This window comes from Streptomyces griseoruber (genome assembly GCF_001514205.1).
Lineage (GTDB): Bacteria > Actinomycetota > Actinomycetes > Streptomycetales > Streptomycetaceae > Streptomyces > Streptomyces griseoruber.
In genome coordinates, this window is sequence record NZ_KQ948781.1 from 41790 (window position 1) to 54190 (window position 12401).

The following is a 12401-nucleotide window of genomic DNA, read 5'->3' on the forward strand; positions in this document are numbered from 1 at the left end:
GTCATTCCCGGTAGCTCATGGTGTAAGGAGTCCTAAGCCTCGGCTCTGCCAGCCGTTGCGGACCACGTACGGGATCTTGAGATCCACGAACAGCCTGTGGAAGGTTCATGCCGCATGATCGATGAATTCGCGAAGGACAACCTGTTCGGGAGACTGCGGCGGGACCGCGAGGCGCTGCTCTGGAAACTCGATGGCTTGTCCGAATACGACGCCCGCCGACCTTTGACGGCGACCGGGACCAACCTCCTCGGCCTGGTCAAGCACGTGGCCACCGTCGAGGCCAGGTACTTCGGCGAGGTCTTCGACCGCCCTTCCCCGGAACCGCTGTCCCGGTGGCAGGACTCCGACGGCAGCGATCTGTGGGCGACCGAGGACGAGACCCGCGATCAGATCATCGGGTTCTACCGGCGCACGTGGGAACACTCGGACGCGACGATCACCGCGCTTCCCCTCGACGCCCCCGGCCATGTGCCGTGGTGGCCGGAGCCTTATGCCGACACGAACCTGTTCGCCGTCATGGTCCATGTCCTCGGCGAGTCCATCCGGCATGCCGGGCACGCCGACATCCTGCGCGAGGGCCTCGACGGCCGGACCGGATTGCGCGCCGAACACGAGAAGCAGATCGACGAGGAAGCCCGTGCAGCGTACTGCGCGAAGATCGAGCAGGCCGCCAGGTCGGCCGCATCAATCAAGGATTAATCAGACCTTCCGAGCAGTCTGACATCAGCTCCCCTACCGGCACTGCGATTTCCGAGCACCCCGGCCACCTGATATGCCCGCGTCACCCGATGTGGGCGTTCAGTCCACGCCTTCGTCGTCCTCGTCCAGCTCGGGCCCGTCCGGGTCCCGCAGCGGGCGCAGGTCGCCGGCGGCCGGGGTCGAGGCGGTGAAGCTGGAGCGGCCGAGCAGGTTCAGGTTGCGGTGCTTGAGCGGGGAGAGCCCGGGGGATGTGCTCCTCGCGGATCTCGTGGCCCTCGGCCTGGGGCTGGGCGACGGCGGCGTCGATGTAACGGGTCGTCCAGAGCACGATGGCGTTGAGGACCAGGCCGAGGCGAGCAGCTGGTCCTCCTTGCCGTCCCGGTACGCCTGGTGGATGGTGCCGCGGATCTACGGCAGCATCACGGTCCCCACGCCTGCTCGGCCTCCGCCTTCAGGATTCGCCTGACGTGACTTGGTGCAGAGAAGCTGGATCCCGTACATGCCGCACGCTGGAGCGATCGAGGTGCGGGACATCGGATGGGCGGCTGATGCACTCCTGGATCACCATCGTCTGGGCCGACTCCGCCTCTGCAGGACAGCTCGTGACCTGGGCGAAGACCTACCTGAACTGAACCTGACGATCAAGACCGTCAGCCGCCCGAAGAACGTCCCCGGGTTCGTCGTGCTGCCCCGGCGCTGGGTCGTCGAACGCTCACACGCCCGGGTCATGCACTTCCGCCGACCCGCCCGGGACTACGAACGGCTCATCCAGCACTCGGAACCGCTCATCACCTGGGCCGCGATCACCCTCATGACCAGGCGCATCACCCGCAGAAACTCCCGCAGAAGCGGACAGCCGGCCTCCCGCGAGGCTCAAGGCGACCGATCGTCTCGGCACTGACGGTCAGCAGTGCCACCCTGATGTCACCGGGCCCGGATCACGGCCCTGAGCACCACTCTCCCATCGCCGCCGAAGCCTGGCAGTAACTTCTGGCTCACAGCCACCGCTTGGCTGCTTCGACGCTGTCGCCGCCGCTCGTGTTGAACGCGATCGCAGCCTTCGGCGCATTACGCCGGACCAGATTCACGACCTGCTCAAAGAGCGGCAAAGCGGCTCCGGCTTGCGGATCCCACCCTCGATGACGACGACGTCCCAGGCGTGCTCGGACAAGGCTGCAACAATCGCCGGCTCAGCCGACTCATCCAGCTCGATCAGTGTCATGGACGCATCGATGGCGTGTTCGCCGAATCGGGCCAGTTCCTGGTCGAGGGCCGCTCGATGGGCGTCTCCGTCCATACCGCTAGGCCAGCAGGACGGTCAGGGCGCTGAAGTGGTCGGCGGCCAGGCGTGGGTTGTCCGTGTGCAGACGCCGACGACCACGGACGATCTCGCGACGGACCCGGCGTCGCAGGACCTGGCGGACCGCATCGCCCACTTCGCCGGCGCCCGACTCCTGGAAAGTGGTTGAGGTACACGAAATCCCGGTGAGATTGATCTGCACACCGGCGATCCGCGATGGTGAGCCCGCAGGCGTCGGTCTGGCCGCCTCCACGGTCGGCACCCGCACGGACAAGCCGCTGCTGACGTTCAAGCAGATCGCCATGGTGGTCGCGTGGACCGTGGACGTATGGGTGAAGCGGCCGGACGGCGCCGACTACGGGGCTCCGCACATAGTCAGCGCGGTTCGCGCCAGCCCGCGCAGCCAGGCGTGGGCGTGGTCGGTGTCGTAGCGCTGATGCCACGACAGGTATACCGGTGCCGACGGCAGTTCGAGCGGGAGGGGGAGCGCGACCAGGCCGAGGTCGGCGACCGCTGACCGTGTGGTGGCTTCGGGGACGCTGATCAGGATATCGGAGCCGCGCGCGAACTCCAGCGCGGCCGCTTCCGTGGGCGCGGTCGCCACCACGCGGCGGGTGAGGCCGAGCCGCGCGAGGGCGTCGTCGAGGGCATTGCTGAGGTTTCCACGCCGCGAGACGGTGACGTGTTCAGCGGCGGCGTACCGCTTTGCGGTGACGGTCCTGACGCGGGTGAGGGGGTGCCCCTGCCTCACGACGATGACGAGGCGGGTCTCGCCCACGTTCTCGGCACGGATGTCCGGTGCGCTCGGGCGGTTGGCGTTCGCCTCCAGATCGACCTCGCCGCGCCGCAACTCGGGGGTGTCGATGCTCGATTCCGCGACGAAGCGCAATCGCACGCCCGGCGCCTGTCCGCGCACGGCCGCGAGCAGTGCGGGGCCGCTCAAGGCGACCAGGGAATCGTGCCAGCGAAGTGTGAAGGTGCGCTCCAACGTTGCCAGATCGAGTTCACGGCTCGGTGCCAGCACCCCCTGGACCTGGTGCAGCAGCTCGTGCACCTGTTCCCGGACGGCGATCGCATACGGCGTCGGGGTCATCGTACGGCCGGTGCGCACCAGGATCTGATCCCCGGTCGTGCGCCGAATCCGGCCCAGACTCCGGCTCATCGCGGGGGCGGTGACATGCAGGCGCGCCGCCGCCCCGGCCACACTGCCCTCCTCCAGCAGCGCGTCGAGCGCGGCGAGCAGGTTCAAATCCAATTGCATGAGAGTAATCCTAGCCGTGCCTGACATGCATTTGAAGTTAATTGTGGGGCTGCATACCGTTGAGGCGAAAGCGCAAGAAGTAACGCGCAGTTCGGCCCTCGACCGGCCTCAGCACCCCTCCTCAGACGGGAATACCACCATGTCCGAAACGCTCCAGACCACCGCCGTCGCCGCCTCCGACGCCGACCTGCTCGCCCAGACCGCGAACGCCGTGCGTGAGGCGGGTTCGGCGCTGCGCGAGCGCTTCGGCGAGGTGGTCCGCTACCAGACCCGCGAAGAGCTGATGCGCGCGCTCGCCGCCAACGACGACACGGCTCTCGATATCCTGCGCCCCCGCCTCACGCGCCTGCGCCCGGACGCCGGCTGGGTGGAGGACGAACTGGACGGCGGGGCGCTGCCGCCCGGCGAATGGTGGGTCGTGGATCCGGCCGAAGGCAACGTCAACCACCTGCACGCCCTGCCGGAGTGGGCGGTGACCGCCACCCTCGTGCGTGAGAACCAGCCGGTGCTCACCGCGGTCCACCTGCCGTTGACCGGCGAGACCTACACCGCGCTCACCGGCGCGGGCGCCCACCTCGACGGCCGGCCGCTGCACGTCTCCCAGACCGCGGACCTCGGCCTGAGCATCGTGGCCACCAGCCAGGCCCGGCCGGACGAGGACGAAAAGGTCGTGCGGCGCGTCGGCTCCTCGATCACCGCGATGCTCTTCGACGCGCTCGTCGTCCGCGCCGCCGTGCCCGCGACCCTGCACCTGCTGAACGTGGCCGCCGGCCGGATCGACGCCTTCTGGCAGTTCGCCGGCGCCCGCGCGGACCTGCTTCCCGGAGCGCTGCTCGTCACCGAGGCCGGCGGACGGATCTCCGACGCCGAGGGCCGCCCCTGGACCCCACAGAGCCAGAGCTTCCTGGCTGCCGCGCCCGGCGTCCACGCCGAGGCCGTATCCACGCTCTCGCGCTGACCGCGCACCACAACCCGCACGCACGGAAGGACCAGATCATCATGACCACGATCGCAGTTCTCGGAAACGGCCGCGTCGGCGGCAACCTGGCCGCAGCCCTCGCCCGGGCAGGACACGAAGTGACCGTGGCGGACCGCACGCCGGGCGCCGCCGCCGACGCCGCCCGGGCTGCCCGGATCGTCATCAACGCCACCCCGGGTGCCGGCTCGCTGGACCGGCTCGCGGCTCTGCGCGAAGAACTCCGGGACACGATCCTCGTCGACGTCTCCAACGCCACCACCGACGGACCGGACGGACTGCCCGCCGATCTGATCTACCCCGGCTCGAGCCTCGCCGAACAGCTCCAGGAAGCGCTCCCCGAAACGCGCGTCGTCAAGACACTCAACACCATGCTCTTCCCGGTGATGACCTCGCCGGCCACGCTCCCCCGGACGCCGACCGCGTTCCTCTCCGGCGAGGACCCGCAGGCCAAGCAGACCGTCCGCGAACTGCTCACCGACCTCGGCTGGCAAAAGGAATGGATCACCGACCTCGGCGGGATCCAGACCGCCCGCGCCACAGAGGCCGCGATCCTCTTCGTCCCGCACGTCATCCGGTCCACCGGATTGGCACCCTTCGCGATCTCAATCGCCCGCTGACTGTCGAGCTGCGCCGGCTGGAGGTAGCCGGAGCCGGCGCGTGGCACGGATGGGTTCCCGGTGGGACACGATCGTGGGAGCGGCACGAGCTGCCCGAGGGGCCGTTGCTCTTCGGGCGGCTGGACTTCGTGGGGCAGGGCCCCGGGCATCACATCGGCCGGCTCCGGATCAGCACGCACCCCGCCACCCCGCCCCTCGTCGTCGACTGGCGCGCCCCTGTCTCCCGTGCCTTCTACCAGGCCGGCACCCACGACCCCCAGGGCGTCGCGATCCGCCGCCGCTTCGGCTGGGCCATCGCCCGCCGCGTCCACTACGGCTCGCTCACGGTGCTCGGCGACCTCGCGCAGGGCACCACCCCCTGGACCGCCCGCTCCTGGCCGCTCCAACTGGCCCACCTGGCAAGCCGGACGCGACGGTCGTCCCGCTGACCGTCGGCTTCCGCGTCCCCGGCGCGGTCCTCGCCCTCGCCGACCGCCTCGCCGACCGCCTCCTCGACCGCCTCGGCACCGACGTACCCCGCGCCCGTTCGCTCCGCAGCGACGGCGCCCTGCGCATCCGCCACGCGGACGGCGCCGCCGACCCGGTCGCCACCGTCGTCACCGCCGTACGGGAGGCGCTCGCGCACGAGGGTTCGGTAGGGGTCGTGGCCGCGGACGCCGAGGCGTCCCGTGTGCGCGAGGCCCTCGACGCGGCCGGTCTCACCCCCTCCCCGCGGATCACCGTCATCCCCGCCCCCCTCGTCAAGGGCCTGGAGTACGACCATGTCGTCGCCGTCGAGCCGGCGGCCATCGCGGAGGCCGAGCCGCGCGGCCTGAACCGGCTGTACGTCGTCCTGACCCGCGCGGTGTCCCGGCTGGACGTGGTGCACGCCCGCGCGCTTCCCTGGTGACGTACGGGACGCCCGGGGCTGATGTGACGTAGGTCACCGGAACTCGCCTGCTCCGACAGTCAGTTCATAACGTGACCACAGATATGCGAACCCGGGTGCGAACCGGAGATCCGAACGCGTTTGCGGAACTCTTCGACGACCATGCCCGCGCGGTGTACAACCACGCCTTCAGGCTGACCGCCGACTGGTCCGCGGCCGAGGACGTCATGTCGACGACGTTCATGGAGGCGTGGCGGCGCCGTGCGTCGGTCGAGGCCGAAGGGGGTTCGCTGCGGCCCTGGCTGCTGGGTATCGCCACCAACGTGGCCCGCGCCCAGTATCGCAGCAACCGGCGCTACCGGAACGCCGCGAGCGCGGCAGCCGCCGCGAACGCCGCGGACGAGCACGTCGAGGACCACGCCGAGGAGACCGCAGGCCGGCTGGACGACCGGCGCCGCATCAGCGCCACGCTCACCGCGCTCAGTTCGCTCAAGCGCCCCGAACGCGAGGTCCTGACCCTGTGCCTGTGCGAGGGCATGGAGTACGCCGAGGCCGCCCGCGCCCTCGGCATCCCCGTCGGCACCGTCCGCTCCCGGCTGTCCCGCGCCCGCGGCAAGCTGCGAAAACTCGCCGACGCGGAACTGCTCCGAAAAAAAAGGGAACTCACCCCCACAGACCGGCAGATAACAGGTGATCGCGGATACGTGATCCGGTCCGCACAGGAAGGAAACCGATGAACGCCAGCCCCTCCCAGCCGCACCCGGCTGAGTGGACGGAGACCCAGGACCTCCTGCCCTCCGTCGAGCGGGATCTGCCGGCGGGCCGCCACCAGTTCCACAAGGAGCACATGATGGCCCAGATCCACGAAGACCTCCGCGGCAGCCGCACCCCCGCCCCGCAGCGGCAGCGCAACCCGTTCCTGCGCCGCGCGATCCTGGTGCCCGCCGCCGCCTTCGCCGTGGCCGGCGCGGTCGTGGCCGGCCTCGCCCTGTCCGGCGGCGACGGAGACGGCGGCAGGACCGCCGTGGCCACCGGCCCCGCCCTGACCACCCAGATCGGCGCCGTCGACACCAAGGGCGCCCCCCAGTTGCTCGACCGCATCTCGCTCGCCGCCGCCGACACCTCCGGACCGACGGCGCACGACGGCCAGTACATCTACATCGCCTCGAAGGTGGCCAGCACCCACTCCAGGACCGTCGGCGACAAGACCACGATCGTCAGCAAGGAGCTGCACTCCCGTCAGGTCTGGATGTCCACCGACGGGAAGGACGGCTGGCTGATCGAAGCGGGCGAGGAGGACATCACCCTGGCCGGGCCCACCCCGCTCACCGGGGCGTACGACAGCCTGGTCAAGCTGCCCACCGACCCCGACGTACTGCTGAAGCAGATCTACAAGGAGTCGGACGCCGTCCGGGACCCCGAAGTCCCCCGCGACCAGGCGGCCTTCGTCGCCATCGGCGATCTGCTGAACGAGAGCTTCCCGCCCGCGGACGTGGCCGTCGCCCTGTACAAGGCCGCCGCCAAGATCCCGGGGGTCGTCGCGGTGGACGACGCGGTCGACGCCTTGGGCCGCCACGGGGTCGCGATCGCGCGGCAGAACGACACCGACGGCCAGCGCACCGAGTGGATCTTCGACAAGAAGACCCTCCAGTTGCTCGGCGACCGCACCGTCCAGGTCGAGGCCGAAAAGGACGGGGAGTTCAAGCCCGGCACCGTCCTGTTCACCTCCGCGATCACCCAGCGCGCGGTCGTCGACGCCAACAAGCAGGTCCCCGGGAAGGCGAGCTGACGTGCGCCTCGGTTCCTCCTCGGCGGCGCTGGCCGCCCTGCTGGTCGCGGGAGTGATGACGGGCGTCTCGGTGTCGGCCACCGGCTCCGGCCTCGGCGTGCGGACCGCCGCGGCGGCCACCGCCGCCGGGCCGGACACCGGCTCCCCGGCCCGGTACGTCACCCTCGTCACCGGCGACCGGGTCCAACTGGACGCCGGGGGCCGGGTGACCGGCGTCCGGCGGGCCCCTGGCCGTGGACACGTCCCGTTGTCCGTACGCCGCCTCGGCGACGACCAGTACGTCATCCCCGCCGACGCCGCCGCCCTCATCGGCCAAGGCATCCTGGACAAGCGGCTGTTCGACGTCAGCGGTCTGATACGGGCCGGCTACGACGACACCCGGCGCGGCACACTCCCCCTGATCGTGTCGTACGAGGGGAAGGCCGCCCAGCGCAGGAACACCCAGAGGTCGCTGCTCGCGGACGGACAAGGATCCGTCACCGTCCGCCGTGAACTGCCCAGCGTGGACGGCGCCGCGCTCAGCGTCCGCAAGGAGGAGGCCGAGGACACCTGGCAGGCCCTCACATCCGCACCGGGCGTGGAACGGGTCTGGCTGGACGGCCGGTTCAAGGCGGCTGCTGTTCAGGGTGACAGTGACAAGGTCAGCGACAACGTCACGCGGATCGGCGCGCCGACCGCCTGGAACGCCGGGTACGACGGCAAGGGCGTCAAGGTCGCCGTCCTGGACACCGGTATCGACACCACGCACCCGGACCTCGCCTCGGTGGTGACGGAGTCGAAGGACTTCAGCGGCACCGGCAGCACGGACGACAGGGTCGGCCACGGCACGCACGTCGCGGCGACGGTGGCCGGCTCGGGCGCCAGATCCGACGGCCTCTACAAGGGCGTCGCACCGGGCGCGCGGCTCCTCAACGCCAAGGTGCTGAACGACGACGGCGAGGGCACCGACTCCAGTGTCATCGCCGGCCTGGAGTGGGCCGCCGCGCAGGGCGCCGAGGTGGCCAACCTCAGCCTCGGCCAGACGGACACCCCGGGAGCAGACCCGGTGGAGACGGCCGTGAACGCCCTCTCCGAGAGCACCGGCATGCTCACCGTCGCCGCGGCCGGCAACGAGGGCCCGGGCGCCGGGACCATCGGTTCCCCGGGCGCCGCGGAGTCGGCGCTCACCGTGGGAGCGGTCGACGGCGAGGACCGGATCGCCGAGTTCTCCAGCGTCGGCCCGACCGCCGACAGCGCGCTGAAGCCGGACCTCACCGCGCCGGGCGTCGACATCGTCGCGGCGAAGGCGGCGAACGGCGTTTTGGGCGACCCGGCCGCCGACGGCTACGTCTCCATGTCCGGTACGTCGATGGCGACACCGCATGCCGCGGGCGCCGCCGCGATCGTGGCGCAACGGCACCCGGACTGGACGGGGGCGCGGATCAAGCAGGCACTCACCGCGTCCACCACGCCGACCGCCGGCCTGACCGGCTACCAGCAGGGCACCGGCAGGCTCGACGTGGCCCGGGCGCTCGGCCAGAGCGTGGTCGGCGAGCAGATGTCGGTGTCCTTCGGCAAGCAGCTGTGGCCCCACACCGACGACCGGCCGGCCACCCGGCGGGTCACCTACCGCAACGACGGCGACCGCCCCGTCACCCTGGACCTGACGGCCACCGCGACCGGCCCCGGGGGCAGCACCGCCCCCGACGGCATGTTCACGCTCAGCACACGGCAGCTCACCGTCCCCGCGGGCGGCACCGCGAGCGTCGACCTCACCTCGGACACCCGCACCGAGGCGGCGGACGGCGCGTACTCGGGCACGGTCGTCGCCACCGCGCAGGGCGACGGCGACGGCGACGGCAGGTCCGTGCGGACCTCCTTCGGCGTGATCCGCGAGGCGGAGGCGTACGAGCTCACCCTGAAGTTCCTCGACCGTGGCGGCAAGCCCGTCAGCTCGCCGCTGACCGAGATCATCGGCTACTCGGGTGAGTACGAGACCAATGTCCTGGAGGACTCCCAGCAGATCGCCAAGGGCGTCTACAAGGTGCGCGTCCCGCGCGGCGACTACGTCCTGGACACGCTGATCGGCGACGGCGGCAGCGAGGGCACCTCGGCGCTCGTCCGGCCGAAGCTCTCGCTCACCAAGGACACCACGGTCACCTTCGACGCCCGTAAGACCAAGCCGGTCCGGATCACCGCCCCCGGCGGCGCGAAGATGTCGGCCGGCTACCTCAACTACCGCATGGACACCGGCGGCACCCGCTACAACACCACCCTCCTGTTCTCGGACTCCTTCACCGACCTGCGCACCGCGAGCCTGGGCCCGGCGCCCGCCGCGGGGAGGCTCAGCACCCAGCTCAGCGGCCTGTGGCAGAAGGGCAGTACCACCTACAACCTGCTCTACAACCTGCCCGACCGCTTCCCCACCGGCTACCAGCACACGGCGCGGATGAGCGAACTGGCCCTGCTGAAGCGGAACATCGGCTCCTCCGTCGCGCACCGCAAGGGTTCCGTCAACGCCCTGTGGTACGGCCCCGATCTGGGGCTGGGCACGATCAGCGACCCGTTCCCGCTGCCGGCGACGGTGAAGACGTACGTCACCACGCCCAAGGGCTTCCGGTGGACGGTCAACGTCGGCCAGCTGAACGCCGCCGGTGAAGAGACCGATGTGTTCTACGACGACCAACGGGTGTCCTACCGGGCGGGCCGGACGTACGAGTCGACGTACAACGTCGGCGTCTTCAGCCCCATGGTCGGCCAGGGGTGGGGCGCGCAGCGGGTCGGCGACACCCTCGACCTGTGTGTCCCCGACCTCGTCGACGGCGCCGGACACCCCGCGTCCTCCGTCGCCGCACGGCACACGACGGTCACCGCGGGCGGCCGTACCCTGCTCGACAACGACGGCGACCTCTGCCAGACGGTGGAGAACCTCCCGGCGGCGTCCACCCGCTACACGATCCGCACGGACCTGACCCGCCCGGCCACGGTCGCCGGCACCACCAGCCGTCTGACCGCGGCCTGGACCTTCACCTCGAAGCAGCCCACGCCGCCGAGCGGCTCGAAGGCGATGCCCCTCTCCACCGTCCGCTTCCACCCGAAGCTGACCCCGGCCGGCACGGCCCGCGCCGGCCACCGCACCACGGTCCCCCTCTCCATCCAGGGCCCGGCCGCCACCCACCTCAAGTCCCTCGCGGTGAAGGCCTCCTACGACGGCGGAACGACCTGGTCCAACGCCCCGGTCACCACCAGGAACGGCAAGAAGACCCTCACCCTGACCCACCCGAAGACGGCCAGGTCGGTCTCCTTCAAGGCCACCCTGACCGACACCACCGGCAACACGTACACGGTGACGATCCTGAAGGCATACCTCCTGACATAGGTCCTCCCGTAGGTTCCATGGCATGGCTGACGAACCTGACGAATGCTTCGGGAATCCACGCCTCGCCGAGATCTACGACGCCCTCGACCCCGATCGCGGCGACCTCGACCCCTACCTCCGGATGGCGGAGGGGGTCGGGGCTCGCCGCGTTCTGGACATCGGCTGCGGGACCGGTGTCCTCGCGCTGCTGCTGGCCGACCGCGGCATCGAGGTCGTCGGCGTCGATCCCGCCGGGGCCTCCCTCGACGTGGCCCGGGGCAAGCCGGGCGCCGAGCGGGTGCGCTGGATCCGCGGCGACGCGACGGCACTTCCGCCGCTCCGGGTGGACCTGGCGACCATGACGGCGAACGTCGCCCAGGCCATCGTGGATCCGCAGACCTGGCGCCGGACCCTGCGAGGCGCCTACGAGGCCCTGCGCCCCGGCGGCCACCTGGTGTTCGAGACCCGCGCCCCTCCCAGGCGCGCCTGGGAGGAGTGGAACCGTGAGACCTCGTACCGGGTGACGGACGTCCCCAGTGTCGGCGCGGTCGAGTACTGGGTCCAGCTGACCGAGGTGCACGGCCCGTTGGTGAGCTTCCGCCAGACGTACATCTTCACCGCGGACAGCCGGGTACGCACGACCGACGACGGACGCTTCCGGCGGCTCACCGTGCACCTTCCCCCGGCGTACGCGCAACGCCTCTTCGACGCCCGCAACACAGGCGCCAGCGACCAGGAGATGCGAGGGATCATCGCCGAGGGATTCAAAGAGATCTACTTCCAAGACGGCGGAGGCCGCGCTTTGGGAATCTCCGACGTCACCCTCAACGACATCGACTACCTCGACCTCGACTACTGACCCCCGACGCCGGCCGCAAGCCCGGCACCTGCTTGTTGAGCCGAAGCACGATAGTTGTCTCAAGCCATGGGATGGGTGGGGAAGCTGTTGCTGGCCGCAGGTGCCTTTCGGGTGACTCCCCTACAGGGTGAGATGACGCTGTCGTTCCCGGGACGGATCGCGGACAGGTACGGCCTGACGGTGCGGAGTCTGCTGTCGGCGGTTACCGAAGTGGCCGGCCAGCAGGACGTCGCCGGGGCTCTGCAGGGCGACAGTGAGGTGTTCTTGAACGCCGCGGCCCGGGGCCGGGTCGCAGCCCTGTGTCGTGTGCCGCAGGTGGGCTTACGCCGTGCGTTGTCGGCCTGGACGCGGGAGGAACCGCTGGACCCCTTCGAGACCTGCCAGCTCCGTTTCAAGCACTGGCGCCAGGACGGAACCCTGTCCCGGATCGCCGCAGCACCCCTGCCCGCCACCGACCACACCTGGCAGACCGCCCTCGCCCACACTCTCGCCCGGCAGACCGCAGCCACGGCCGGCCCCAAAAGGCCTGGCCCACGACATGGACGGTGTGACGCGGTGCCCCCTCACCGTCACCGCACCCGAGATCCAGATCATGCCGCTGGTGCGGTAGTCCCATACCGGACGGCACGGCCGCACACAACTGCTGGAGACCTCGGAGAACGAGTGGTCCCCGCTTACGCAGAGACCCCGGA

The 12401-nt window shown here is 70.5% G+C and carries 9 protein-coding genes and 4 pseudogenes; 9 read left to right on the plus strand and 4 right to left on the minus strand.

The features are described from left to right. The first annotated feature begins 114 nt into the window (after nucleotides 1-114). Nucleotides 115-699, plus strand: a complete 585-nt coding sequence (locus tag AQJ64_RS36650) for a DinB family protein (RefSeq protein WP_055634002.1) — start codon at nucleotides 115-117, stop codon at nucleotides 697-699. 99 nt (nucleotides 700-798) lie between these two features. Here AQJ64_RS36650 and AQJ64_RS52105 read toward each other — a convergent pair. Continuing rightward, a pseudogene (locus AQJ64_RS52105) lies at nucleotides 799-1104 on the minus strand (Tn3 family transposase); the annotation flags it as partial. Between the two features lie 137 nt (nucleotides 1105-1241). On the opposite strand from AQJ64_RS52105, the pseudogene AQJ64_RS36660 reads away from it, so the two are divergent. Next, nucleotides 1242-1531 (plus strand): annotated as a pseudogene (locus AQJ64_RS36660) (transposase); the annotation flags it as partial. 163 nt (nucleotides 1532-1694) lie between these two features. Here the strand turns inward: AQJ64_RS36660 and AQJ64_RS36665 are convergent. From AQJ64_RS36665 to AQJ64_RS36670, 3 genes and pseudogenes are all read right to left on the minus strand, one after another. Continuing rightward, a pseudogene (locus tag AQJ64_RS36665) lies at nucleotides 1695-1996 on the minus strand (hypothetical protein). A gap of 4 nt (nucleotides 1997-2000) precedes the next feature. After that, complete coding sequence (locus AQJ64_RS49305) at nucleotides 2001-2291, minus strand: hypothetical protein (RefSeq protein ID WP_159060327.1); 291 nt, start codon at nucleotides 2289-2291, stop codon at nucleotides 2001-2003. A 63-nt stretch (nucleotides 2292-2354) separates the two neighbouring features. Continuing rightward, on the minus strand, nucleotides 2355-3260 hold the full coding sequence (locus AQJ64_RS36670; protein WP_055634000.1) for a LysR family transcriptional regulator: 906 nt from the start codon (nucleotides 3258-3260) through the stop codon (nucleotides 2355-2357). 139 nt (nucleotides 3261-3399) lie between these two features. Between AQJ64_RS36670 and AQJ64_RS36675 the strand changes: the two genes are divergently transcribed. The 7 genes and pseudogenes from AQJ64_RS36675 (at nucleotide 3400) to tpg (ending at nucleotide 11709) form a co-directional block, all read left to right on the plus strand. Next, nucleotides 3400-4218 (plus strand): 3'(2'),5'-bisphosphate nucleotidase CysQ, encoded by an 819-nt coding sequence (locus AQJ64_RS36675; RefSeq protein WP_055633999.1) that lies wholly within the window; start codon nucleotides 3400-3402, stop codon nucleotides 4216-4218. A gap of 41 nt (nucleotides 4219-4259) precedes the next feature. Next, nucleotides 4260-4856 (plus strand): NADPH-dependent F420 reductase, encoded by a 597-nt coding sequence (locus tag AQJ64_RS36680; protein WP_055633998.1) that lies wholly within the window; start codon nucleotides 4260-4262, stop codon nucleotides 4854-4856. Nucleotides 4857-5146: 290 nt separating this feature from the next. Then, nucleotides 5147-5745, plus strand: a pseudogene (locus AQJ64_RS46910) (AAA family ATPase); the annotation flags it as partial. Nucleotides 5746-5816: 71 nt separating this feature from the next. Then, nucleotides 5817-6461, plus strand: a complete 645-nt coding sequence (locus tag AQJ64_RS36695) for an RNA polymerase sigma factor (RefSeq protein WP_055635628.1) — start codon at nucleotides 5817-5819, stop codon at nucleotides 6459-6461. Then, entirely contained in the window at nucleotides 6458-7513 is a 1056-nt protein-coding gene (locus tag AQJ64_RS36700; protein WP_055635629.1) for a CU044_5270 family protein, read from the plus strand. Before AQJ64_RS36695 ends, AQJ64_RS36700 begins: the two co-directional genes overlap by 4 nt. Nucleotide 7514: 1 nt before the next feature. After that, entirely contained in the window at nucleotides 7515-10871 is a 3357-nt protein-coding gene (locus AQJ64_RS36705) for a S8 family peptidase (protein ID WP_063788769.1), read from the plus strand. 22 nt (nucleotides 10872-10893) lie between these two features. Beyond that, entirely contained in the window at nucleotides 10894-11709 is an 816-nt protein-coding gene (gene tpg / locus AQJ64_RS36710; RefSeq protein WP_079062152.1) for a telomere-protecting terminal protein Tpg, read from the plus strand. Nucleotides 11710-12401 lie beyond the last annotated feature (692 nt).